22 protein-coding genes are annotated in these 24926 nt (G+C 32.5%); 15 read left to right on the top strand and 7 right to left on the bottom strand.

The annotated features are described in order from the left end of the window. Window positions 1–227, bottom strand: a 227-nt coding sequence (locus EAH81_RS19200; RefSeq protein ID WP_140510179.1) for a transposase, incomplete at its 3' end; no start/stop codon positions are given. Between the two features lie 284 nt (window positions 228–511). Here EAH81_RS19200 and EAH81_RS19195 point away from each other — a divergent pair. Next, a complete protein-coding gene (locus EAH81_RS19195; protein WP_140510175.1) occupies window positions 512–964 on the top strand; it encodes a DUF1569 domain-containing protein in 453 nt (150 codons plus the stop codon). 466 nt (window positions 965–1430) lie between these two features. On the opposite strand, the gene EAH81_RS19185 is transcribed toward EAH81_RS19195, so the two are convergent. Together EAH81_RS19185 and EAH81_RS19180 are read right to left on the bottom strand one after the other, a co-directional pair. Then, window positions 1431–2075, bottom strand: a complete 645-nt coding sequence (locus EAH81_RS19185) for an endonuclease III domain-containing protein (RefSeq protein ID WP_140510173.1) — start codon at window positions 2073–2075, stop codon at window positions 1431–1433. A 48-nt stretch (window positions 2076–2123) separates the two neighbouring features. Beyond that, complete coding sequence (locus EAH81_RS19180) at window positions 2124–2990, bottom strand: alpha/beta hydrolase (protein WP_140510171.1); 867 nt, start codon at window positions 2988–2990, stop codon at window positions 2124–2126. A 138-nt stretch (window positions 2991–3128) separates the two neighbouring features. Between EAH81_RS19180 and EAH81_RS19175 the strand changes: the two genes are divergently transcribed. From EAH81_RS19175 to EAH81_RS19150, 6 genes are all read left to right on the top strand, one after another. Further along, entirely contained in the window at window positions 3129–4556 is a 1428-nt protein-coding gene (locus EAH81_RS19175) for a glycogen synthase (RefSeq protein ID WP_140510169.1), read from the top strand. Then, window positions 4546–5826, top strand: coding sequence for a glucose-1-phosphate adenylyltransferase (locus EAH81_RS19170; protein WP_140510166.1), 1281 nt, complete (start codon window positions 4546–4548; stop codon window positions 5824–5826). The genes EAH81_RS19175 and EAH81_RS19170 overlap by 11 nt, the downstream gene beginning before the upstream one ends. A 53-nt stretch (window positions 5827–5879) precedes the next feature. Continuing rightward, entirely contained in the window at window positions 5880–7784 is a 1905-nt protein-coding gene (gene glgB / locus EAH81_RS19165; RefSeq protein ID WP_140510164.1) for a 1,4-alpha-glucan branching protein GlgB, read from the top strand. 199 nt (window positions 7785–7983) lie between these two features. Next, window positions 7984–10383, top strand: coding sequence for a glycoside hydrolase family 31 protein (locus tag EAH81_RS19160; protein ID WP_140510162.1), 2400 nt, complete (start codon window positions 7984–7986; stop codon window positions 10381–10383). An 85-nt stretch (window positions 10384–10468) separates the two neighbouring features. Beyond that, entirely contained in the window at window positions 10469–11278 is an 810-nt protein-coding gene (locus EAH81_RS19155) for a M48 family metallopeptidase (protein ID WP_140510160.1), read from the top strand. A gap of 176 nt (window positions 11279–11454) precedes the next feature. Continuing rightward, the gene (locus EAH81_RS19150; protein ID WP_140510158.1) at window positions 11455–12774 is read left to right on the top strand and encodes an MFS transporter; all 1320 of its coding nucleotides are present in this window, start codon (window positions 11455–11457) and stop codon (window positions 12772–12774) included. A gap of 140 nt (window positions 12775–12914) precedes the next feature. Here the strand turns inward: EAH81_RS19150 and EAH81_RS19145 are convergent, their stop codons facing one another. The 4 genes from EAH81_RS19145 to EAH81_RS19130 all read right to left on the bottom strand — a co-directional run bounded on the left by EAH81_RS19145 (window position 12915) and on the right by EAH81_RS19130 (window position 15882). Beyond that, the gene (locus EAH81_RS19145; RefSeq protein ID WP_140510155.1) at window positions 12915–13640 is read right to left on the bottom strand and encodes a head GIN domain-containing protein; all 726 of its coding nucleotides are present in this window, start codon (window positions 13638–13640) and stop codon (window positions 12915–12917) included. Window positions 13641–13660: 20 nt separating this feature from the next. Continuing rightward, entirely contained in the window at window positions 13661–14719 is a 1059-nt protein-coding gene (locus EAH81_RS19140; RefSeq protein WP_140510152.1) for a hypothetical protein, read from the bottom strand. Next, window positions 14703–15236, bottom strand: a complete 534-nt coding sequence (locus EAH81_RS19135) for an anti-sigma factor (RefSeq protein WP_140510150.1) — start codon at window positions 15234–15236, stop codon at window positions 14703–14705. The genes EAH81_RS19140 and EAH81_RS19135 overlap by 17 nt, the downstream gene beginning before the upstream one ends. A 91-nt stretch (window positions 15237–15327) precedes the next feature. Further along, window positions 15328–15882 carry an RNA polymerase sigma factor gene (locus EAH81_RS19130; protein WP_140510148.1) on the bottom strand — a complete coding sequence of 185 codons (555 nt, stop codon included), beginning with the start codon at window positions 15880–15882 and terminating at the stop codon, window positions 15328–15330. A gap of 179 nt (window positions 15883–16061) precedes the next feature. On the opposite strand from EAH81_RS19130, the gene EAH81_RS19125 reads away from it, so the two are divergent. From EAH81_RS19125 to EAH81_RS19090, 8 genes are all read left to right on the top strand, one after another. Next, on the top strand, window positions 16062–17072 hold the full coding sequence (locus tag EAH81_RS19125; protein ID WP_140510146.1) for a DUF6252 family protein: 1011 nt from the start codon (window positions 16062–16064) through the stop codon (window positions 17070–17072). Window positions 17073–17366: 294 nt separating this feature from the next. After that, window positions 17367–19820, top strand: coding sequence for an endopeptidase La (lon, locus tag EAH81_RS19120; RefSeq protein WP_140510144.1), 2454 nt, complete (start codon window positions 17367–17369; stop codon window positions 19818–19820). Between the two features lie 222 nt (window positions 19821–20042). Further along, on the top strand, window positions 20043–21062 hold the full coding sequence (porQ, locus tag EAH81_RS19115; RefSeq protein WP_140510142.1) for a type IX secretion system protein PorQ: 1020 nt from the start codon (window positions 20043–20045) through the stop codon (window positions 21060–21062). 4 nt (window positions 21063–21066) lie between these two features. Further along, window positions 21067–21669 carry a murein L,D-transpeptidase catalytic domain-containing protein gene (locus tag EAH81_RS19110; protein ID WP_140510140.1) on the top strand — a complete coding sequence of 201 codons (603 nt, stop codon included), beginning with the start codon at window positions 21067–21069 and terminating at the stop codon, window positions 21667–21669. Between the two features lie 133 nt (window positions 21670–21802). Beyond that, on the top strand, window positions 21803–22405 hold the full coding sequence (locus tag EAH81_RS19105) for a murein L,D-transpeptidase catalytic domain-containing protein (RefSeq protein WP_140510137.1): 603 nt from the start codon (window positions 21803–21805) through the stop codon (window positions 22403–22405). Window positions 22406–22451: 46 nt separating this feature from the next. Then, window positions 22452–23144, top strand: coding sequence for a (d)CMP kinase (cmk, locus tag EAH81_RS19100; RefSeq protein ID WP_140510135.1), 693 nt, complete (start codon window positions 22452–22454; stop codon window positions 23142–23144). Window positions 23145–23212: 68 nt separating this feature from the next. Then, window positions 23213–24475 carry a nucleoside permease gene (locus EAH81_RS19095; RefSeq protein ID WP_140510133.1) on the top strand — a complete coding sequence of 421 codons (1263 nt, stop codon included), beginning with the start codon at window positions 23213–23215 and terminating at the stop codon, window positions 24473–24475. A 112-nt stretch (window positions 24476–24587) separates the two neighbouring features. Further along, window positions 24588–24920, top strand: a complete 333-nt coding sequence (locus tag EAH81_RS19090) for a type II toxin-antitoxin system RelE/ParE family toxin (protein WP_140510130.1) — start codon at window positions 24588–24590, stop codon at window positions 24918–24920. The last annotated feature ends 6 nt before the right edge of the window (window positions 24921–24926 follow it).

The raw sequence follows: 24926 nt of genomic DNA, 5'->3' as shown, positions 1-24926 counted from the left end.
TTGATATGTAAATACACCAACTTGCCTCTCAGAGGAAAGTCCTGAATTGTAATCTCATCTTGAAAACCCTTTGATACTAATTGAAGATTATTAAACTCTTCTGGAGGTTTAGAATTCTCTTCAAAATAGAGGTGTAATATTTCTTCGCTATTAGTAGATGAAACTACTTCAAAATGTTCTACTAAAAAATCAGGAAGCATAAACTTCAAAAGTTCTATAGGGGTCATATAAAATTCTTAGATTACAAAGTTCTTATTTTATTTTGACATTTCCTCCCCAGGTTTTGAGATTGATCCATATTCCACATTCCTAACTCTAATTTTAATATTTCTCTACAACAATATGTATTGATCCAGAAATGCAGAGCCCTGAGAATTGGTTATTTGAAAAATACTTTATACTTATGGTGATAAAGCGATTCTCCGTGAAGTAATTGTAGGACATATATAATATTTGTTTTCTTAGATTTTATACTTTTGTTGCTCTTGCTAAAATTAAACGAATACGCATTATGAATAATATTTTCAATAAAGAGGTTTGTGATGAATTTATAAATCGAATCAATAAACTTAATCCAAATTCGGTAGGCCTTTGGGGAAAAATGAACGTTTCTCAAATGCTGGCACATTGCAATGTATCTTATGAAATGGTTTATGACAACATTCATCCTAAGCCAAATGCATTGATGAAATTAATATTAAAAACGCTTGTAAAAAACAAAGTAGTAGATGACAAGCCATATCCTCGAAATAATAGAACCGCACCACAGTTTATAATTAAAGGTGATCGTAATTTTCGTTTTGAGAAAGATCGATTAATTGTCTACATTAGAAAAACGCAAGAATTAGGGGAAAGAGAATTTGAAGGAAAAGAATCTCATTCTTTTGGTAAATTAAGCTCAAAGGAATGGAATAATATGTTTAGGAAACACGTAGAACATCATTTAAGTCAATTTGATGTTTAATCATATATCCTTAATCTGATTTTATGAGAGTATATATTATATTTATTTTGTTATTGCTGGGATTATCTTCAAATGCTCAGCAACAGGATGTGAAGAAAACTATTGAGTTTTTTTTCGAGGGTTTCCATCAAAAGACACAAACAAATTAAAATCAGTTTGTTCTGAAAAGATAATTTTGCCATCTATTGGTGAAAAGCAAAACAAAAGGAAATAAATTATCTAATGAGAAAGTGTAAGTGAATTTTATAAATCTATTACAACGATTCCCACAAATGTTAAATTCAACGAGAAAATACTAAGTTATAATATTCAAATTGATGGGACTATGGCACATGTTTGGGCTCCGTACGAATTTTATTTGAATAACAAGCTGAGTCATACTGGAGTAAATACCTACTTTATTCAAAGAAAAAGATATATGGAAAATTATTTATCTGATTGATCCGAGAAGAAAATAGATTCTTTCCTAAATTACTTCTGTTAGATAATATTGACAATTATCTGCGATAAGACATTCTTCACATTTAGGTTTTGGCCTGCAGGTTTCTCGTCCTAAGAAAGAAATTGCCATCCCGATTTCTGACCAAATATTTTTCGGTAAAACTTGCATCAAGTCTTTTTCTACTTTAATTCCATCTTTAGCTTCTTTTATTATTCCAATTCTTGGCGCTACACGAATTACGTGTAAATCGGCAATAATACCTTCTGCAGGTTTATTTGTTTCTCTAAGAATAACGTTTGCAGATTTTCTTCCAATACCTTTTAAAGCCGTCAATTCCTTCATATTTAAAGGAATATCTTTGTCATTTTTAATGGTTTTCGCAATTTCCAGAAGCCATTGCGCTTTTGTTGGATAATTTCGAACCTTACTAATGTACGGTATAAATGTTTCGGAATCTGTTTTTGATAGACTATTTAGTGTTGGATATTTTTCAAATAAAGCAGGTGCAATTTTATTAATATTGGCATCAGAATCCTGAGCAGATAAAACGACCATAACTAATAACTGATATGTATTTTGATAGTCTAAAGGATGTTTTTTACCTTTGTATTTCTCCAATATTGGTGCAAGTTTCGTTTCCCAATTAGATGTTTCTCCAAATAAATCCATTTTTGTTTTCTTTAGAATTAAATAATTAAAATTGTAACTATCACAAAATTAATTAGTTTTGATGAATTCTAGTACTTTTTTAATTACATTTTGATTTCCTAATATTTTTCTATGCCCTAATCCATCAGTCAAATATAAAGTCCCGCTCTCAAGTTGTTGATAAATATGAATCCCAGCTTTCACAGGAACTTCAGGATCATCATTGTCGTGTATTACCAAAACAGGAATTTTTACTTTCTGAGCTGCTTTATAGGCTGAGAAATCATCCATTTTTACCTGATATTTATTTTCAAAAAGGTCACGGAGACGATCACTTATTTCCTGTTTTAAGCCAAGTTTTATGACGAAATCATCCAATATATCCTGAACAATATCTCCACTTCCAATTACTATAGCTTGATTTACCTTAAGTCCGTCTTTTATTGCATTTAGAACCGACATTCCGCCTAATGAATGCCCAATTGCGATTTCAAAAGGACCATATTGCTTTTCTATTTCTAAGATAGAAGCTATAAATTCGGACATTATTGTGGTTTTTCCTTCAGATTTTCCATGTGCCGGAGCATCAAAACTAATAGTAGAATATCCAAGTTTTATAAGTTCATCGGCTATTTTAAATAATTGTGTGCCTCGTCCTGACCAACCATGAACTAATAGAATTTTTCGATCACTTTCTCCATAGTGATAGGTTACAATGCTTCGGTTAATTACAGGAACATAAATTGTTTTTTGAATGCTTTTCTGATCCATCTCAAACTCACGTTTGGGAACCTTATGTTTTATTGGTGTGGTAAAAAGTTTTGCTGCATACGACGTAACTAATTTGGTTGAAATAAAAGCGCATATTTTACAAGATACAATTATAAACTGCGGAATTTCTAATGATTTAGTAGGATTAGTTGCCTTTTTTGTCATATCAATAAATTTTATTTCAGGGCTGGATTATGCTTATTTTTTCCTAAATTTAAAAAACATAAAAGTAGCACATTAATAAATGTTTACTGAAAAAAATAATTCACAAATTACTATTTAATACGTTTATAAATTTTTAGCATGGAAATATTTCATATCAGTGCAGAATGTTATCCAATGGCAAAGGTTGGCGGCTTGGCAGATGTAGTAGGTGCTTTGCCTAAATATCAGACTAATGCGGGGCATGACGTTAGAGTTGTTGTACCTTGTTATGATACAAAATTTAGAAGGGAAAATGATTTTGATTGTGTTCATTGGGGAAGTGTTAAGTTGGGAAATTTTAATTTTCCGTTCAGTGTTTTAAAAGAAACAACAAATAAATTGGGTTATGAGTTATATCTAATAGAAATCGATGAATTATTCAATCGCCCCAATGTATATGGATATGAAGATGATATAGAGCGTTTTTTATCTTTTCAAATAGCAACTTTGGATTGGATTTTAGCACGTGAAACAGTTCCTGATGTTATTAATTGTCACGATCATCACACGGGTGTAATTCCGTTTTTGATAAAATATGCTTTTAAATATGAAAGTATAAATACTGTAAAAACGGTGATCACGATTCATAATGGTTTGTATCAAGGATGGTTTGGCTTTGATAAGTTACATTATTTACCGGAATTCGATTTGATTCATATTGGATTCTTAGAATGGAATAATTCTTTAAATTCTTTGGCTGTTGCCATTAAATGCGCTCATGCTGTTACAACTGTTTCTCCAAGTTATCTGAACGAGATAAATATCTCAGCTAATGGATTAGAAGATTTATTTAATTCTGTACGTTATAAATCAAAAGGAATTTTAAACGGAATCGATATTGAAGTATGGGATCCTTTGAAAGATTCAATGATTACTGAAAATTACTCGATCGATACTTTCGAAAAAGGAAAACAAAAGAATAAAGAAATGCTATGCGAACAATTTGAATTAGATCCTACTAAGCCTTTGTTTAGTTTTATTGGTCGATTGTTTGAAGAAAAAGGAGGGGATTTACTGCCTCAGGCTTCTGCACTAGCCTTATCTGAGAATTTCGAAAATATTAATGTTTTAATTTTAGGATCAGGAAATTCTGTTATAGAAGAACAATTATTGCAATTGCGGAATGATTATATTGGCAATTACAATGTTTTTATTGGTTATAACGAAGAATTGGCTCATTTGATTTATGCTGGCTCAGATTATATTTTGATGCCTTCTAGAGTGGAGCCTTGTGGATTAAATCAAATGTATGCTTTGCGTTATGGAACCGTTCCTATTGTGAGAAGAACAGGTGGATTGCGAGATACTGTAATTGACTTTGGTGATAATGGAAACGGAATATGTCATGATCAGGCTTCCGTTGGTGATATTTGTTATTCTATAAATCGTGCTGTCAAGTTGTATGACGATAAAATAAATTTTAATAAAATAGTAAAAAAGGGAATGGCAACAGATCATTCCTGGGAAAGAGTTTGCCAAGAATATATCGAGATATACAACCTAATAATTGAGAAAAATGAAATTTAAAAAGAAAAATGTAGTTGCTATTATTTTAGGAGGAGGACAAGGATCACGTTTGTTTCCGTTAACAGAAACAAGGTCAAAACCTGCAGTTCCAATTGGTGGAAAATACCGATTGGTTGATATTCCGATTTCAAATTGTATCAATTCTGATATTTTTAAAATATTTGTTTTGACGCAATTCAACTCAGCATCTTTGAATGCGCATATTAAAAACACCTTTAATTTTAGCATTTTCAGCCAGTCATTTGTTGATATTTTAGCAGCAGAACAAACTCCGGATAATCCAACGTGGTTTCAGGGAACTGCCGATGCTGTTCGACAATGTATGTCACATTTTTTGAAACATGAATTTGATCACGCATTAATTTTGTCTGGTGATCAGTTGTATCAGATGGATTTTAATGAAATGCTGGAAGCTCATATTGCTGCCGATGCTGCTATTTCGATAGCCACTCTGCCAGTAAATGCTAAAGACGCACCTGAATTTGGAATCCTGAAAACTAACCATGAAAGTTGTGTAGAAGCTTTTATTGAGAAACCTGACGCATCACTTTTGCCGCAATGGGAATCTGAAGTTAGCGAGCAAATGCAGGAAAAAGGTAAAAAATATTTAGCCTCAATGGGAATCTATATTTTTAACCGTCAATTATTAGAGGATTTAATGGCTGATCCGGAAACGAAAGATTTTGGAAAAGAGATCATTCCGCAGGCTGTCGGAAAACATAAAATTTTGAGTTATCAGTATGAAGGATATTGGACAGATATTGGAAATATTGAATCTTTCTTTGAAGCAAATATTGGTTTAACGGCAGATATTCCTGAATTCAATTTATTTGATAACGACAATAAAATTTTCACAAGGCCAAGATTATTACCACCATCTAAATTTAGAAATTCAATTATCAATCAATCCTTAATTTCTGAAGGCTGTATTATCAATGCTAAGGAAATAAAAAGTTCTGTGATAGGTATTCGTTCCAGAATAGGCGCAGGGACTGTTCTTGAAAATTGTTATGTAATGGGTAATGATTTTTATCAGGATCTTGACGAATTGAATCATGAGGCAAGTATCAATAAAATTCATGTTGGAATTGGCGAAAACTGTTTTATAAATAACGCTTTGGTTGATAAAAATGTTCGAATAGGAAACAACGTTCATATTAACGGTGGTAAGCATTTGGATAATTTTACAAATGAATTATACAGTATAAAAGACGGAATTGTTGTTGTTAAAAAAGGAGCAATTTTATCGGACAATTTTAGAATTGAATAAGATTAAAAAAAAATCAATGGAATAATCCCAAATTCCAATTATAAAAACCAAGTATGAATAAAGTTATCACGCATTCTCTCTTTACTGATTTTGATATTGATTTATTCAAAGCCGGAAAACACTTCAAATTATACGAAAAATTAGGAGCGCATTTAATTGAAGTTAACGGAGTAAAAGGCGTTTATTTTGCGGTTTGGGCTCCAACATCTGAATCTGTTTCAGTAGTTGGCGATTTTAATTATTGGACAGGAGGCGAGCATTTATTGCAGGTACGCTGGGATTCTTCAGGTATATGGGAAGGATTTATTCCGGAAATTACAAAAGGAGCACTTTATAAGTATAAAATTCAATCGAGTATTAATGGAATTGTAACCGAAAAAGCAGATCCATTTGCTTTGTATTGTGAAAAACCACCTCATACTGCTTCTGTAGTTTGGGATTTGGATTATAACTGGAAAGACGAAAAATGGATGCAGACTCGTCAGGAGAATAATGCTCTCGATAAACCTTATTCGGTTTATGAAGTGCATTTAGGTTCTTGGAAACGTGGGGATAACAATCGTTTTTTGACTTATTTAGAACTGGCGGACGATTTAGTAAAATATGTAAAAGAAACGGGTTTTACTCATATCGAATTTATGCCAATTATGGAATATCCCTATGATCCTTCATGGGGTTATCAATTAACCGGATATTTTGCTCCGACTTCTCGTTTTGGGAAACCGCAGGATTTTATGGTCTTGGTTGATAAATTACATCAGGCGGGTATTGGTGTGATTCTGGACTGGGTTCCGTCACATTTTCCGGACGATGCACATGGTTTAGGTTTCTTTGACGGATCTAATTTATATGAGCATCCGGATCGCCGTAAAGGATATCATCCGGATTGGAAAAGCCTAGTTTTTAATTATGGGCGTAATGAAGTCAGGGCTTTTTTAATAAGTAATGCTGTTTTTTGGCTACAGCATTATCATGTCGATGGCTTGAGAGTTGATGCCGTTGCTTCTATGTTGTATCTTGATTATTCTCGAAATGAAGGCGAATGGGAACCTAATATTTATGGTGGAAGGGAAAACCTTGATACCATTAGTTTTCTTAAAGAATTTAACGAAGTAATCTATGCTAATTTTGATGGAGTTCAAACTATTGCTGAAGAAAGCACTTCTTTTCCTATGGTTTCCAGACCTACGTTTACGGGCGGTTTAGGTTTTGGAATGAAATGGATGATGGGTTGGATGCACGATACTTTAAAATACTTTCAAAAGGACACCGTTTATAGAAAATACCATCAGAATGATTTGACATTTTCGATGACTTATGCTTTTACGGAAAATTTTATGTTACCGTTTTCTCATGATGAAGTGGTTTACGGAAAGAAATCTATTGCCAATAAAATGCCGGGTGACGAATGGCAGAAATTTGCCAATTTAAGATTGCTTTACGGTTATATGTTCACACATCCCGGAACTAAACTCTTATTTATGGGATCTGAATTTGGACAAAGTGACGAATGGAATTTTGAAAAAAGCTTAGACTGGCATTTACTGCAATATGACTATCATTCCGGAATTAAAAAAGTAATTACAGATTTGAATCAGTTGTATAAATCCAGTCCTGCATTATATGAAAAACAATTTACTGGCGAAGGTTTTGAATGGATTAATTATTCAGATCATCAAAACGCTGTTTTATCTTATATCCGAAAAGGAAATCATCACAATGAAAATCTAGTTGTAGTTTGTAATTTCACGCAAGTGGTTAGAGAGAATTATAGAATAGGAATTTCACAGAAAGGAAAGCTGGAACAAGTTTTTAATAGTGACGCAACAATTTACGGCGGAAGCAGTGTTGGAAACTCCAAGTCAATAAAAATAGAAAATACACCTTATGACGGCAGGGATTTTTCTGTTGAATTAATTTTGCCGCCTTTAAGCGTTACGGTTTATTCGTTTGGATAAAAAAACAATGGCTTTTTAGAATGTCATTTTATCAGTTTAGCGTTTTTAAATTATCGAATTGGCGATTTTTTGAGATGTAATTTAGGACTCATTCAGAAAAAACGTTTTCGTGAATAATCCTTTTATTCATAGAGGTTTACCAAGTTTTTTTGTATGTTTGGAATAGAGATTACCGATATCCAATTAACTCATTAGCGATATGATTACAAATACATCATTAGAATACAAAGGCGATTTATATCCATCAAAAATTGTTTCATTTGAACATGAAGGCGATTCTGTCTTTTTTCATACCGACAATAAAGTAATCTTAAAAGTCACTATACTTAGGGACAGTTTAATTCGTTTTCGTTTTACTACAAAAGGCTATTTTAGCAATGACTTTTCGTATGCAATTGATAAAACACAGTTGCATGGTTACAATTTTTTAGAACTTACAGAAGAGGCAACTTATTTTCAGATTAGAACCAGTAAGGTAAAATGCAAAATTCAAAAAGTAGATCTACGTTTGTCGATTTATGATTTAAACGATCTTTTGATTCTTGAAGACGAACTTGGTTTTCATTGGGAAGAAAGCTATGAATATGGCGGAAATATCGTAAAAATGAGTAAATCTTCTAAAGATGGAGAATGTTTTTATGGTCTTGGAGACAAAGCCACTCAAATGAATTTAAAAGGCAAACGATTAGAAAATTTTGCTACAGATCAATATGCTTATCAAAAAGAACAAGATCCATTATACAAAGTAGTTCCGTTTTATATTGGTTTACAAAACAAACAATCTTACGGAATTTTCTTCGATAATACTTTTAGAACTTTCTTTGATTTTTGTCAGGAAAGAAGAAATGTTGCCAGCTTTTGGGCAGAAGGGGGCGAGATGAATTACTACTTTATTTACGGGCCGCAAATGCAGGATGTAGTGACAACCTATACCGATTTGACGGGTAAACCTGAGTTACCGCCACTTTGGGTTCTGGGGTATCATCAATGTAAATGGAGTTATTATCCGGAGAGTAAAGTAAAAGAAATTACTTCAAAATTCAGAGAACTAAAAATTCCTTGCGATGCCATTTATCTGGACATTGATTATATGGAAGGCTTTCGATGTTTTACCTGGAATAAAGAATATTTTCCGGATCCAAAGCGAATGGTTGCAGAATTGGCAGAAGACGGTTTTAAAACGGTTGTAATCATCGATCCCGGAATTAAAATTGACAAAGATTACTGGGTTTATAAAGAAGCTTTAGAGAAAGATTATTTCTGTAAAAGAGCCGATGGACCTTACATGAAAGGTAAAGTTTGGCCAGGAGAATGTAATTTTCCTGATTATACAAATCCCGTAGTTAGAGAATGGTGGGCGGGATTATTTAAAGAATTAATTTCAGACATTGGAGTAAAAGGAGTTTGGAATGATATGAACGAACCAGCAGTTATGGAGGTTCCAAACAAAACTTTTCCAATGGATGTTCGTCACTCTTATGATGGAAATCCTTGCAGCCATAGAAAGGCGCACAATATTTACGGTACGCAAATGGCGAGAGCAACCTATCATGGTGTAAAGCGATTTGCATATCCTAAGCGTCCATTTGTAATAACAAGATCTGCTTATTCAGGAGCACAGCGTTATACTTCGTCCTGGACGGGCGATAACGTTGCAACCTGGGAACATTTATGGCTGGCTAATATTCAGGTACAAAGAATGTGTATTTCCGGAATGGGTTTTACCGGTTCTGATATTGGAGGTTTTGCGGAACAGCCAACCGGAGAATTGTATGCACGTTGGATTCAGTTAGGTGTTTTTCACCCGTTTTGCAGAACGCATTCTTCGGGAGATCACGGTAATCAGGAGCCTTGGGCTTTTGATGAAGAAGTGATTAATATTACGCGCAAATTTGTGAGCTTGCGTTATCAGTTATTGCCTTATTTGTACACCATGTTCTGGCAGTATATTGAAGAAGGAATCCCGATGTTGAAACCGTTAGTTTATTACGATCAGGATGATACACAAACGCATTATCGTAATGATGAATTCATCTTTGGAAATCAAATTTTGGTCTGTCCAATTCTTGAACCTAATGCTGTAGGTAGACGTATGTATATTCCACGAGGAGAATGGTATAACTACTGGACAAATGAGTTTTCAAACGGAGGAAGAGAAGTTTGGGTAGATACCAAATTTGATGAAATTCCTGTTTTTGTAAAAGCTGGAGCAATAATTCCAAAATATCCTGTACAACAATATGTAGGCGAATTGGAGTTTGATGAATTAGTTCTCGATTTGTACTTTAAAAACGGAAAAGAAAAGTCAGTTGTTTATGAAGATGCTCAGGATGGTTATGATTATAAAAAAGGACGTTACAGTTTTTTATCTTTCACAACAGTGGGAAAAGAAAAGGAATTAATAGTTCAGTTGCATAAAGAAGGAAAATACGACACACCTTATACCAAATACAAAATTAACCTGATTGGGTTACCTTTTAAAGTAACAGAAATCGAAATCGACAATGAAAACATAGCCTTTGACAAAATTGCTTTTAATGAAAATCATTTCTTAATTGTTGATAAAGAGTTTACGGAATTGCATATTACCGGAGAATAAGTAAATTCTGATAAATTTTAAGAAAATTATATAAAACAAGAATTAATAATAGTTGTATTTTTGTGTGTTGTAAAATATCAAAATCATGAAAAAACATCTAATATTAGGTCTATTTATAGCCACCTTAGCAGGTTGCGCAACCAATCCAATTACAGGAAAACAAAATTTAAACTTTGTTTCGAATAGTGAATTATTTCCAACCTCGTTTCAACAATACAGTACTTTTTTAACGGAGAATAAAGTTATTACCGGAACAGCCGATGCGAAAAGAGTTGACTTGGTAGGATCAAAAATCAAAGCTGCTGCCGAAAAATATCTTGCTTACTTAGGTCAGTCCCAGTACTTAAAAGATTACCGCTGGGAATATAAATTGGTAGATAATAAAGAAGTAAATGCATGGTGTCTTCCTGGTGGAAAAATCGTGGTTTATTCAGGAATTTTACCAGTAACTCAAAACGAATCAGGATTAGCAACTGTTATGGGACATGAAGTTTCGCACGCATTAGCCAATCACGGGGCACAAAGAATGAGTGCGGCACAATTGCAATCCATAGGAGGAGCAGTTTTGGATGCTGCTACAAGCAGTAAATCGGCACAAACTAAAGAAATATTCTCGCAGGCATACGGAATGGGAACAGAGGTAGGAGTAATGCTTCCGTTTAGCAGAAGTAATGAAAGTGAAGCAGATAAAATAGGATTGACATTAATGGCAATTGCAGGTTATAATCCAGATGATGCACTCGCTTTTTGGACTAGAATGTCTTCCAATTCAGGAGCGGCGGGCACACCGGAGTTTATGAGTACACACCCTTCTGACGCTACAAGGATTGCAAATTTAAAATCATTGATTCCAGAAGCAAAAGCCACAGCACTTAAAGTTGGTATTATAAAATAAAGATATACTATAGATAAAATAGGAAAGCTATTCTTTTAGAATAGCTTTTTTTATTTCAATATGACAGAACCTAATTTCTGGATTGTTTATAATTTATTAATACAGGAATTTTTCAAAATCTACCTGATTATGATAAAAATTAGATAAATTCGTAGCGCATTAACAACACCATTTCTATGAAAAACCTACAAAAAGGAGATAAAAAATTATTAAATGCCTGGGCATTTTATGATTGGGCAAATTCCGTTTATACCCTTACGATTGCTTCGGCAGTATTTCCAATTTTTTACGAAGCTTTATTCGCTAAACGTGATCATTATATTGATGTTTTTGGGATGCATCTTAAAAACTCAGCTTTAATCAGTTTTACAACTGCTTTTGCCTTTTTAGTCGTTTCTTTTATTTCCCCTTTATTATCAGGAATTGCCGATTATGTTGGAAATAAAAAGGCATTTATGAAATTTTTCTGTTATTTAGGAGCTTTATCCTGTATGGGATTATATTGGTTTGATCTTGGCAATATTTACATTGGGCTTGCATTTTATTTCTTAGGCTTAATTGGATATTGGGGAAGTTTGGTTTTTTACAATTCCTATCTTCCGGATATCGCATTTGAAGAACAACAAGACAGAATTAGTGCAAAGGGATATTCTTTAGGATATATCGGAAGCGTTATTTTGCTAGTTATTAATTTGGCGATGATAATGAAACCGGATTGGTTTCGAATTACAGGTCCGGAACCAGCAATGAAAGCGATGCGTTATTCGTTTATAATGGTGGGAGTCTGGTGGGTATTATTCAGTCAATATACCTATTATTATTTACCTAAAGGAAGTAAAGAAACGGGCGAAAAACTAACAAAATCTGTTGTATTTAATGGCTTCAAAGAACTTAAGAAAGTTTGGGCATTATTGAAAGAAAATATTCCATTAAAAAGATATTTAGGAGGATTCTTTGTTTCGAGTATGGCAGTACAAACCGTTATGCTTGTTGCAACCTATTTTGGCGCACAAGAAATTCAGTGGTCGTCTAAAGAAGAAGGAACAATTGGATTAATTATATGTATTCTGATTATACAATTAGTAGCAGTTATTGGAGCGGTTTTGACCTCGAGAGCTTCTGCAAAATTTGGAAATGTTCCAACTTTAATTGTAATTAATGCTGTTTGGGCAGTATTTTGTGCTCTTGCATACTTTATTACTTTACCAATGCATTTTTACGTTATGGCAACTGTTGCAGGATTTGTAATGGGAGGAATTCAGGCTTTATCTCGTTCTACCTATTCAAAATTATTACCGGAGACAGAAGATACAGCGTCATTCTTCAGCTTTTATGATGTGGCAGAAAAAATCGGAATCGTAATCGGAATGTGTGTTTATGGTATTATCGATCAGATTACCGGAAGCCCGCGTGCAGCAATTGTAATTTTAGCAGTTTTCTTTGTTACATCAATTTTCTTATTGAGAAGAGTACACAAAAAAGAACTTTCAAAATAATATATAAAAAAGAGAATTTCATGATCGTTTTGAATCACATGAAATTCTCTTTATAATTAGCCTTTAATAAATGTAATCAATAATAAAAATCAGATTGTTTGTTCATTTTTTGATTGATGATTGCAAGATCTTTTTTATTATTACGCTTTTGAAATATTTCCTGATCCCGAAACTTTAACGTCACGTTTTTCAGGATTTCCGCTGTATTTAATATCTCCTGAACCAGAAACTCTTGCCGTTAAACTTTCGTTGCAATTAACACGGCTATTTCCAGATCCCGATACATTTACATCAACATTTTTAGATTTTAAATCGGCAGCATCAATATCTCCTGAACCCGAAAGTTTTGTACTAAAGTTGTTAGCAGTTCCTTTTAAACGCACATTTCCGGAACCGCTTAAATTAAGTTCTAAATTATTTGAATCTACAGCTAAATTAAAGTTCCCTGAACCGGACAATTTTGCTAAGAATTTATCATTTTTAATCGGATCTTTAGACTGAACATTTCCTGAACCGGATAAATTTACCTCAGATATTTTCTCAAACGGAATTGTAACATGTATCTTTTTACCCATACTTGGTCGTAAGTTGGTATTCTTTTTATTGTAAATTTTCAGCGTATTATCTTCGACTTCAACAATAAGATTTGCAAGAATATTTTCTTCCCCTTTAAGGATGATTTTACCTTCTTTTCCCGCTACTAAATCAACATCATAAGAGCCGGATACTTTTATCGCATCATAATCAGATGTAGTTCTGGTTTCTGTAACTACTTTACCATTTCCAGATATTTTCTCAGATTGTGCATTTGCCGTAAAACCTATTAAAAATGCACTAAAAACTGCCAATTGTACTATTTTTTTCATTGCTTTAAATTTTAAGTTTGTTATTTTTTGATTAATGATACGTTTCCGTAACTCGATGTAACTTGAATTTTATTTTGCCCTTTTTTCTTATGATAACCACTGATGTTTTTACTGCTGCTTTTGCTTTCACTTACAGAAGTTTCTAGATCTTCACCGGCTTTAATGCTTCCATATCTTGTCGCGATATCAAAGTCAAAAGCATAGTTTGAGCTATATCCCAATGAAACATCAGAATAACTGGAGTTGATATTAACATTACCGGCTTTTTCATTTATTACGCCAACACTTAGTTTACTATAAGTAATATCAGAAGTCAGATTGCTTGAAAGTTCAGAAATCTGGATAGTCAGATAATTTCCCGAACCTGAAAAAGAGTTGACTTTTTGAAATTTAAAAGTTCCGTAATTGCAATCATATTTAATATTCTGACTATCTCCAACAGTCAAATCACTATAACTGGCATCAAGATTTATATTTCCTGATTCGTTAATTTTTAAACCTGAATAACGCGCTTCAATATTTGAATTTTTGATATAGTCAATATTTGAATTTTGACAATATGCAATTTGAATCGTATTGCTTGATCCGTTTAATTTTCCCAGATTTACTTTGCCGTACTTACAAGAAATGTCGGTAGTAGATTCTAAATTTAGAGTAGTGATATTTCCGTATTTGTTGTCGATTTTTACAGAGCCGTTTTTCGGAATTTTTATCACATAATTAATTTCGAAACTGTTGCTACTTCCTTTACTTTTAAGAGAAGAGCTTCCTAAGTTCGTCACAGCAGAAACCAATGATTTTAGAGCAGTAATATCGACATCTATACTGTTTAGTCTTTCGTTGACCCAGTTTTCATTTCCTCCGGTTACTTTAATCGTAATCTCAAGATCTATTTTATCCTCGTCCCAGGTTGATACCGTTATATTACCATATTTGTTAGTGATATCAATTCCTGCATTCGAATTTACGATGTAGGTTTTTTTGATGGTTTTTTGTTTTGAAATGTAATTATCATCATTCGAAAATCCTAAAAACGGAATTAAAAGGAATAGAATAAGTAAGTTATAATGTTTTTTCATCAGATGTGTTTTTTAAATTTTCGTTTTCTTCAATTCGTTGTAAAACCGTTTGTAAAAAAGAGATTCGCGTTTGCAGGTTGCTGATCATGGCGTAAATAATTTGTTTGTTTTCGCCATTTTTCTGAAGTTCTTTGAGGATTTTTGTATAATCGGCATCAAAAACTTTCATTTGTTTTAGTGCATCATTAATGATTTGCTCATTTTCAGGCGAACTTTTCTCTTTTAGTTTAACGAGTTCATTATCTATCAAAATGCTGAAAATAGAATCAGTTCGTTGCGTTTCTTTAGAGGCAAATTTGAATTCTTTTGGTTTGTCGTTTTTATAAAAAACAGATATTCCTAACATCAATACAATTGAAGCCGCAACAGCTGTTACAAACCAATATTTCTTTCTGGATTGCTTTTTATTTAATTTGTTTAAGAAATCAACCTGATGGTCCGAATTCATTTCCTGAACGTCCCATTGATTTTCAAACTTGTTAAATAATTCGTCTAAATTGTCATTTTCCTTTTTCATATATCCAAATTTTGTTTTTTAGAGGTGATATATAGTATCGTCTTTTTATTTATTGGGGTTTGTTTACACAAACTTTTTTTTAGTGGCGATTTCATATTTCCTCTAGTTTTTTTCTTAAATTCTCTTTAGCTCTGCTTAAAGTTGTTCGGCAATTGGCATAACTAATATTCAAAATTTCGCAAATCTCTTCCTGATCATAACCTTCAATATAAAAGAGCGTCAAAACCATACGATAATTATCCTTTAATGATAAAATGGCGTCCAAAACCTGTTTCACTTTAAGGGAATTCAAATCTATATTCTCAGAAAAAAAGCTGTCATTTTCTTCTATTTTGTAAAGTGTTTTACTCAAATCCTCGACTTGAAAAGCGTTGTTTCTTTTATAAAAATCAATACTGTAATTGATAATTATTTTTTTTAGCCACGCTCCAAATGCAACTTCTTGTTTATAGTCGTTAATTTTTGTAAATGCCTTCAAAAAGCCTTCCTGCATGACGTCTTGTGCAAAATGTTCGTCCTTCACAATACGGTACGCTACGTTATACATAGCTTTACAGTAACGATTGTAAACTTCGAATTGAGCCTTTTGATTGTTTTCTTTACAAAGAGCGATTAATTCTTCGATATTTTGATTGGTTATGTTCAAGTTTTGATTGCTAGTTTTTTATAATGACTTTGCTTTTTTTGGTTTGTTACACTTTTTAGAAAAATTATTTTTTTTAATTTTAATATACGGGTCAGTTTGTTAAAATTACATAAAATGTAAGAATTGTAATTCAAAAATGAATAAAAGACCTTATGTTTGCAATTAATTTAAACCAAATTATGAAAAAATTTAGTATTTTTTTTATTTCAATTTTAACTTTAGCATTATGTTTTAGTTCGTGTACTGATGAGCCTGTTGGTTTTAATCCTGTTATGGATAAGCCGATTGTCGATGTTGACCCTACTCCTGGAGTTGATCCCATTCCAGAAGTTAAACCTAGTGCCGGATCCGGTAAATTGCAGGTCGATTTTGATGGTGAAACTTTTGTTTCTACTTCTGTGCAGTCAATAGTAACGGATGATTACATTTCTATTATTGGCTTAAGATCGTCAAAAGGAGATGTTATTACGCTTACTATACCTTCGAATAAAACAGGAACATATACTTGGAAAAATATAAGTGTAACCCAAATGGGTGTATTAGGATTAGCTTATAATGTTTCATCTGATAAAAATGGTGCTTTTATATCTGGTTCAGATGATGATCCAGATTTTTTGTATCCGGATTATAAAGATACGGCGACTATAACTATTGTATCTATTAACACTACAACAAAAAAAATATCAGGAACTTTCCAATTTACAGGAGGAAGATATAATCCCAGCAATAACAAAAATGAAACAAAAGTTTTCACAAAAGGTTCCTTTACAGATATTAGTTTTGCGGTAGATATACCTACAGATAGTAATAATACTTTTTCTTTAAAATTAGATGGAACAGATTATATTCCTACTTCTGTAACTGCTTTGTCTGTATCTTATGGAAAACTACAGCAAATAAGTATTAGTGGTGCCAGAGGAGGTCTTGAAAGTGTTGGAATTGTAGTACCAAAGAATGTTAAACCGGGCACATACACTGTTGAAACCTTAGGATCAGATTATGTTGTAATTTACAACAAAAGTTTTAAAGCAGAGGACATGTTTAGTGGTAAATCCGGATCTATTACGGTGCTAAGTCATGATATTGCAAAAAAAACAATTAGCGGGACATTTAGTGCCTCACTATGGTGTTATTTATCAACTGATATACCTCAAGTAAGCGAAGGAGCTTTTAATGTTACATATAAATAAAAATCTTTGATTTTACTAAAATCCGCCTTTAGCGGATTTTTTTTATAGATACTAATTCGTAAATTGATTTTAATTATTCTTTTCAGCTTTATAATTATCCTTGTCTAAGAAGTTAAAATATCAAAACTTACATTTCAAAACTTTCTTTTTTGCTTTTGGCATAATCATTGTCTATTTTTACAGCCTATGATGTAAATCAAACACTTAATGAAGTTGTTCCAAAAGCTGCAAAGTGTATGGCTAAATTTAAGGATAGGATTAAAAATTTAATGACAAAACGACTTATATATTATTATGTCAGACCATAAAATACTTACCATTGACAATCTGTCACTTCAAGAATTTGATTCAGAAGCCGAATTAATTCCATTATTAACTCCAGAAGACGAAGAAGAAATGAACAACGAAGAGCTTCCGCTTTCGTTGCCAATTTTACCTTTACGTAATACGGTTCTTTTTCCGGGAGTTGTAATTCCAATTTCAGCAGGAAGAGACAAGTCAATCAAACTAATTAATGATGCTAATGCCGGTGGAAAAATCATTGGAGTAGTTTCGCAAATTAATGAAGAAGACGAAGATCCATCAAAAGATGATATTCATAAAATAGGAACTGTAGCCCGAATTTTGCGCGTTTTGAAAATGCCTGACGGAAACGTTACGGTTATTTTACAAGGAAAAAAACGTTTTGAAATTGATACCGTAGTTTCAGAAGAACCTTATATAACGGCAACAATCAAAGAAGTTGCAGAAGAGCGTCCGGAAGAAGATGATACGGAGTTTACCGCTATTTTAGATTCTGTTAAAGAGTTGGCAATTCAAATTATAAAGGAAAGTCCAAATATTCCATCAGAAGCTACTTTTGCGATTAAAAACATTGAAAGTCAATCGTTTTTAATCAATTTTGTTTCTTCTAATATGAATTTATCCGTAAAAGAGAAGCAAGGTTTGTTATCAATAAACGGATTAAAAGACAGAGCGCTTGAAACCTTACGTTATATGAACGTGGAGTTGCAAAAATTAGAATTGAAAAATGACATTCAGTCAAAAGTTCGTTTTGATTTAGATCAGCAACAACGTGAATATTTCTTACATCAGCAAATGAAAACCATTCAGGAAGAATTGGGAGGCGTTTCGCAAGAGGAAGAAATGGACGAAATGGGACTGAAAGCGAAGACCAAAAAGTGGGACGAAAAAACGCAGAAACATTTCGAAAAAGAATTGTCTAAAATGCGTCGTATGAATCCGCAATCGCCTGATTTTGGAATTCAACGTAACTATTTAGAGTTGTTTTTAGAATTGCCTTGGGGTGAATATTCTAAAGATAAATTTGATTTAAAACATGCTCAGAAAATTTTAGATAAAGATCATTTTGGACTTGAAGAAGTTAAGAAAAGAATGATTGAACATTTGGCAGTATTGAAACTTCGTAACGATATGAAATCGCCAATTATATGTTTGACAGGACCTCCGGGAGTTGGTAAAACATCTATCGGACGTTCAGTTGCTGAAGCTCTAGGACGTGAATATGTACGTATTTCTTTAGGTGGTTTACGTGACGAAGCGGAGATTCGCGGACATAGAAAAACGTATATCGGAGCAATGCCAGGGCGAATCATTCAAAGTTTGAAAAAAGCCGGAACTTCAAATCCTGTTTTTATTCTGGATGAAATCGATAAATTATCAAACGGAAATAGCGGTGATCCGTCATCAGCTTTATTAGAAGTTTTAGATCCGGAGCAAAACAGTTCTTTTTATGATAATTTCCTTGAAATGGGTTATGATTTATCAAAAGTGATGTTTATTGCAACGTCAAACAATATGTCAGCTATTCAGCCTGCATTGCGCGACAGAATGGAAGTAATAAAAATGTCAGGTTATACAATTGAAGAGAAAGTTGAAATTGCAAAAAGACACCTTTTTCCAAAACAATTAGAAGCTCACGGATTAACTAATAAAGATTTGACAATTGGTAAAAAACAATTGGAGAAAATTGTAGAAGGTTATACACGTGAATCCGGTGTACGTAACTTAGAAACTAAAATCGCACAGGTGATTCGTAATGCTGCAAAAGCAGTTGCAATGGAGGAGGAGTACAATAAAAAAGTAACAGACGAAGATATTGTAACCGTTTTGGGTGTGCCAAGATTAGAACGTGATAAATATGAGAATAATGATATTGCAGGAGTTGTAACAGGTCTTGCGTGGACAAGTGTTGGTGGTGATATTTTGTTTATTGAATCTTTAATTTCCGAAGGAAAAGGTTCTTTGACAATCACTGGAAACCTTGGGAATGTCATGAAAGAATCAGCAACAATTGCTTTAGAATACATTAAGGCTAATGCTAAAAAATTAGGTTTAAATGTTGAACTTTTCCAAAAGTATAATATTCATTTACACGTTCCGGAAGGAGCAACGCCAAAAGACGGACCAAGTGCAGGTATTGCAATGTTGACTTCTTTAGTGTCTTTGTTAACTCAAAAGAAAGTAAAGAAAAGCTTAGCAATGACAGGAGAAATCACGCTTCGTGGAAAAGTGTTGCCAGTTGGTGGTATCAAAGAGAAAATCTTAGCTGCAAAAAGAGCCGGTATTAAGGAAATTATTTTATGTCATGAAAATAAAAGTGACATTGATGAAATAAAAGCAGAATATCTGGAAGGCTTAACTTTTCATTATGTAAAAGAAATGAGTGAAGTTTTAGCTTTAGCATTGACAGATCAAAATGTTAAAAACGCAAAGACTTTGAAATAAAATTTCAAAGTTAAATTCCAATCCCGAAGCTTCGGGATAAAATTCCAAATTCCAAAAAACTGATTTTTTTTCAGATTGGAATTTGGAATTTTTGTATTAGAATTTCTATTCTATTGGAATTTGGAATTTTTTTATTGGAATTTAATTTTAATTTTATTTTATCCGTTATATAATTTTATCTTCGCATTTGCGTTATTCCCATATAGGAATCGCCCCAAAAGCATGTTAAAACGATTTGTTTTACTTTTTTTTAGTTTAGTTTGTTCAGTTTCTTTCGGGCAAATTGGAGGTCGATATACTTATCAGTTTTTAAATTTAACGACTTCACCGCGACAAGCTGCTTTGGGAGGTGAAACGATTACAATATATGATGAAGACGTGAATCAGGTAATGTCTAATCCCGCAGCTTTAAATGAAGATATGGATAATCATTTGGCAATGAATTATGGCAGTTACTACGGAGAGGCTTCTTATGGAACCGCTTCGTACGCGTATACTTACGATAGACACGTTCAAACATTTTATGCCGGAATGAGTTATGTAAATTATGGTTCATTTGAAGGATATGATGAAAATGGTCAGGCAACATCCAGTTTTACAGGAAGCGAAGGCGCGCTATCATTGGGATACGCTTATAATATTCCTTTTACAGATTTGCATATTGGTGCTACTGCCAAGCTAATAACTTCAACTTTAGAAAGTTATAATTCAATTGGTGGTGCAATTGATGTGGGAATTATGTATCAAATTGAAAAAAATGATGTAAATTTGGCACTGGTATTTCGTAATATAGGAACACAGTTTACAACATATTCAGGAATACAGGAAAATTTACCGTTTGAAATCATTGCAGGAGTTTCTCAGGAATTAGAACACGTTCCAATTCGTTGGCATCTTTCGTTAGAAAATTTGCAACAATGGAATATTTCTTTTTCAAACCCCGTTCGCGGAGAAACAAATATTGATGGGTCAACAAACAACGAGAAGGTTTCGTTTGTGAATAATGCTTTGCGACATGTTGTTTTCGGTGTGGAGCTTTTCCCCAAAAGAGCATTTAATTTGCGTTTAGGATATAATTTTAGAAGAGGAGAAGAATTAAGAGTGGCAGATCAACGCAATTTTTCAGGAGTTTCATTAGGATTTGGATTAAAAATGAATAAGTTAAAATTTAACTATTCATATTCTAGATATACATTGGCAGCAAATACGAGTCTTTTTGGTCTAATTTTAAATTTTCAATAGTTATATGAAAATATTTAGTATGTTTTTGTTTATGACAGTAGGGTTTTTAACGGGTTCAAAACACTACTACAAAGAAGAAACTTCTATTACCACTATGGAAATAGAAAGGATTAATACAAGAGTTAGCGAAATAAGAAACATGATGAGTATTGATCCCAAATACAATACTAAAATCGCTTTTTTTGTAGACATGAGAATACCTTCTGGTAAAAATCGTTTTTTTGTTTACGATCTGGTAAACAATAAAATAATTGACCAAGGACTTGTGGCTCACGGTTCAGGATCTGAAACCGGAATAAAAGGAAGTTTAAGATTTAGCAATACACCAAACTCAAACTGCACAGCTTTGGGCAGATATTCTGTAGAAAAATGCTATAAAGGATGTTTTGGAAAATCGTATAAGTTAAGCGGTTTAGACGAAACAAATAATAATGCCTTAAAGAGAGCTATAGTTTTACATTATTATTCAGCGGTTCCTTATGAAGAACAAGATTATTATATCAGTAATAGTCACGGTTGTCCAATGGTTAATGAGCAATTCTTTAAACGAATCGAAAAAATAATTGATAGTTCTAAGTCGAATATCATCCTTGATATTTATTACTAGAAAGTTTATAACATACAATTTCAATTGAATTAAAATATTCAGCTGTTGTTAAATTTTTTCAACAGCTTTTTTTTTTGAAATTATTCAGCTTTTTTAACCTTAAATTTTATCTCATCAAAATAAATAATGCCATATGAAGAAGATCTTTTTTGTTTTTCTTGTATTGCTGCTGTTTTTTATTGGTTATAAAACGCTGTGGGAAGAGAAAGAAAACATTTCTTTAGTTGAAGAGAAAATTGATCTGGCAAGAATCAATGAAGTTAAGAAAGTAATAAAAGGTAATTCAAAGTACAATAAAAGAATAGCCTTTTTTATAGATATGAAAATTCCTTCGGGTAAGAATCGCTTTTTCGTTTATGATTTAAAACAGAATAAAATTATTGATAAAGGTTTAGTTGCTCATGGTTCGGGATCTGAAACCGGAATTAAAGGAAAATTAAAATTTAGTAATGTTCCCAATTCGCTTAGTACTTCATTAGGGAAATATGCTATAGGAAATCATTATATTGGAAAGTTTGGAAAAGCGTATAAACTATACGGATTAGACAAAACTAATAGTAATGCATTTAAGCGAGATATTGTTTTTCATCACTATTTTGATGTTCCGTATAAAGAGAAAGATGGTTATATTTGCAACAGCTACGGTTGCCCTATGGTCAATAAAAAATACTTCGATAGGATGGCAGAAATAATTGATAACTCTGAGTCAGATATTGTGATGAGTATTTATTATTAAAATCGGGCTAAAGCATAAAATAAATTAAAATTTAAAAAATAAAAAATTGAAAAAAATTACCATTGCAATTGATGGATTCTCATCAACAGGAAAGAGCACTTTGGCCAAACAATTAGCAAAAGAGTTAGAATATGTTTATGTAGACACTGGTGCAATGTACCGCGCCGTTGCATATTTTGCAATGCAGAATCAATTTATTGGACCTGATTTTTTTGATAAAAAAAGTTTGATTGATTCAATTCCACAAATTCAATTAGAATTTAAATTTAATGCAGATTTGGGTTTTGCTGAGATGTATTTGAATGGTGAAAATGTCGAAAAACCAATCAGAACTATTGAAGTTTCTAATTTTGTAAGTAAAGTAGCCGAAGTTTCAGAAGTGCGTTCCAAACTTGTACAACAACAACAGGAAATGGGAAAAAACAAAGCTATTGTCATGGACGGAAGAGATATAGGAACTGTAGTTTTTCCTGATGCAGAACTTAAAATCTTTATGACTGCCAGCGCCGAAACCCGTGCACAAAGACGTTTTGATGAGTTACAGCAAAAAGGTGACAATGTATCTTATGAAGATGTTTTGAAAAACGTTGTAGAAAGAGATTATATAGATACGCACCGTGAAGATTCTCCTTTGGTAATTGCTGATGATGCAATAGAAATAGATAATTCTTACTTAAATAAAGAGGAACAATTTTCAGCTGTTTTAGAATTAGTAAATGACGTTGTTAAAACTGTTTAATTTTTTGTAGATATCATTTTTAATGGTAGTTTTACCGCTTCATTTTTACTAAAAGACAATTTCATCATATGGGAATTAAATTAAGGCTGACAATTATGAATTTTCTCCAATTTTTTGTTTGGGGAGTATGGTTGATTTCATTGGGAGGTTACATGGGACAGGTTTTTGGCCCATTAGAAGGAGGTAGTGTTGGTTTGTCGATTGGAAGAACATATGGTTCAATGGGCTGGGCAAGTTTATTTATGCCGGCATTGCTAGGTATAATTGCTGATAAGTACTTTAGTGCTCAAAAAGTTTTAGGTATTGCTCATATAATTGCTGGAATAGCAATTTTCTTCGCTACAAAAGCAACTAACTCAACCGAAATGTATTGGGTTATTTTTGCAACTAGTTGTTTCTATATGCCAACTATAGCTTTAAATAATTCTGTTAGTTATGCGGTTTTAAATAAATTCAAATTTAATGTACAAGAAGCATTTACTCCAATTCGTGTTTGGGGTACAGTAGGTTTTATAATAGCAATGTGGGTTACTGATTTAACAGATTGGAAATCAAATACAAATCAATTTGTTTTTGCTTCAGTAGCAATGATTATTACTGGTTTCTTTTCTTTTACAATGCCTGATGTTCCTGCAGAAAATAAAAATTCAAATCAATCTTTGTCAAGTAAATTTGGATTAGATGCTTTTGTATTGTTTAAACAAAAAAAAATGGCGGTATTTTTTGTTTTTGCAATGTTATTAGGCGCGGCACTACAAGTTACAAATATGTTTGGTGATACGTTTATTAGAGATTTTGGTTCTAATCCAGAATACCATGGTACTTTTGGAGTTGAGCATTCTGTTTTTATAATTTCATTGTCTCAAATTTCTGAAACATTATTTATTTTAACTATACCATTTTTCTTAAAGAGATTCGGAATCAAACAAGTGATGGTATTTAGTATGATTGCATGGGTGTTACGTTTTGCTTTATTTGGAATTGGAAATCCTGGCTCGGGAGTAATTTTTCTTATTTTATCAATGATAGTGTACGGAATGGCTTTTGATTTCTTTAATATTTCTGGTTCTTTATTTGTTGAGAGAGAAACTGATAGTAAAATAAGATCAAGTGCGCAAGGACTATTTATGTTGATGACCAATGGAATTGGCGCTATTTTAGGTGGTGAATTTGCAGGAAGAACAGTGAGTTATTTTACTATTGGAAAAAGAGTTCAGTGGCCAGAGGTTTGGTTTTCATTTGCTGGATATGCTTTTGTAATTTTAATTTTATTTATATTTTTATTTAAATACAAACATGATCCAAAGGAAATTGAGAATTTGAGTCATTAAGAAAAAATAATTTACAGAGGTTTTTAAAACCTGCTATAACAATAAACATAAAAATACCACAAAGTTTCTAAATTTGGAAACTTTGTGGTATTTTTGTTATATCAAAATTTGAATGAAATATTTTGAAACAAGGTTTTTAGAAGAAGCAAAAGAATTTGTGTCAAAACTGGATAAGAAAACCATTGCTAAACTTTTGTATAATATTGATTTAACAGAAAGAAATCACGATTCCAGATTATTTAAAAAATTGAAAAATGACATTTGGGAGTTTAGATTGAGATTTGGCGGAGTTCAAATAAGACTTTTAGCATTTTGGGATAAAACCGATAGTAAACAAACTTTTATTTTTGCAACTCATGGTTTTTTAAAAAAGGTAGATAAGGTTCCAATTGACGAAATTGATAGAGCTAATAAAATAAGAATTCGTTATTTCGAAAATAAGTAAAACTAA

This window comes from Flavobacterium pectinovorum, from assembly GCF_006438875.1.
Classification (GTDB): Bacteria; Bacteroidota; Bacteroidia; order Flavobacteriales; family Flavobacteriaceae; genus Flavobacterium; species Flavobacterium pectinovorum_A.
The sequence above is the reverse complement of the archived record's forward strand: the minus strand, read 5'-3'. Positions and strand labels throughout refer to the sequence as shown.

What these genes read in the sequence shown, in the direction of transcription:
- EAH81_RS19195 (WP_140510175.1), top strand. Translation starts at nt 512, where the DNA reads ATGAATAATATTTTCAATAAAGAGGTTTGTGATGAATTTATAAATCGA.
- EAH81_RS19185 (WP_140510173.1), bottom strand. Translation starts at nt 2,075, where the DNA reads ATGGATTTATTTGGAGAAACATCTAATTGGGAAACGAAACTTGCACCA.
- EAH81_RS19180 (WP_140510171.1), bottom strand. Translation starts at nt 2,990, where the DNA reads ATGACAAAAAAGGCAACTAATCCTACTAAATCATTAGAAATTCCGCAG.
- EAH81_RS19175 (WP_140510169.1), top strand. Translation starts at nt 3,129, where the DNA reads ATGGAAATATTTCATATCAGTGCAGAATGTTATCCAATGGCAAAGGTT.
- EAH81_RS19170 (WP_140510166.1), top strand. Translation starts at nt 4,546, where the DNA reads ATGAAATTTAAAAAGAAAAATGTAGTTGCTATTATTTTAGGAGGAGGA.
- glgB (WP_140510164.1), top strand. Translation starts at nt 5,880, where the DNA reads ATGAATAAAGTTATCACGCATTCTCTCTTTACTGATTTTGATATTGAT.
- EAH81_RS19160 (WP_140510162.1), top strand. Translation starts at nt 7,984, where the DNA reads ATGATTACAAATACATCATTAGAATACAAAGGCGATTTATATCCATCA.
- EAH81_RS19155 (WP_140510160.1), top strand. Translation starts at nt 10,469, where the DNA reads ATGAAAAAACATCTAATATTAGGTCTATTTATAGCCACCTTAGCAGGT.
- EAH81_RS19150 (WP_140510158.1), top strand. Translation starts at nt 11,455, where the DNA reads ATGAAAAACCTACAAAAAGGAGATAAAAAATTATTAAATGCCTGGGCA.
- EAH81_RS19145 (WP_140510155.1), bottom strand. Translation starts at nt 13,640, where the DNA reads ATGAAAAAAATAGTACAATTGGCAGTTTTTAGTGCATTTTTAATAGGT.
- EAH81_RS19140 (WP_140510152.1), bottom strand. Translation starts at nt 14,719, where the DNA reads ATGAAAAAACATTATAACTTACTTATTCTATTCCTTTTAATTCCGTTT.
- EAH81_RS19135 (WP_140510150.1), bottom strand. Translation starts at nt 15,236, where the DNA reads ATGAAAAAGGAAAATGACAATTTAGACGAATTATTTAACAAGTTTGAA.
- EAH81_RS19125 (WP_140510146.1), top strand. Translation starts at nt 16,062, where the DNA reads ATGAAAAAATTTAGTATTTTTTTTATTTCAATTTTAACTTTAGCATTA.
- lon (WP_140510144.1), top strand. Translation starts at nt 17,367, where the DNA reads ATGTCAGACCATAAAATACTTACCATTGACAATCTGTCACTTCAAGAA.
- porQ (WP_140510142.1), top strand. Translation starts at nt 20,043, where the DNA reads ATGTTAAAACGATTTGTTTTACTTTTTTTTAGTTTAGTTTGTTCAGTT.
- EAH81_RS19110 (WP_140510140.1), top strand. Translation starts at nt 21,067, where the DNA reads ATGAAAATATTTAGTATGTTTTTGTTTATGACAGTAGGGTTTTTAACG.
- EAH81_RS19105 (WP_140510137.1), top strand. Translation starts at nt 21,803, where the DNA reads ATGAAGAAGATCTTTTTTGTTTTTCTTGTATTGCTGCTGTTTTTTATT.
- EAH81_RS19095 (WP_140510133.1), top strand. Translation starts at nt 23,213, where the DNA reads ATGGGAATTAAATTAAGGCTGACAATTATGAATTTTCTCCAATTTTTT.
- EAH81_RS19090 (WP_140510130.1), top strand. Translation starts at nt 24,588, where the DNA reads ATGAAATATTTTGAAACAAGGTTTTTAGAAGAAGCAAAAGAATTTGTG.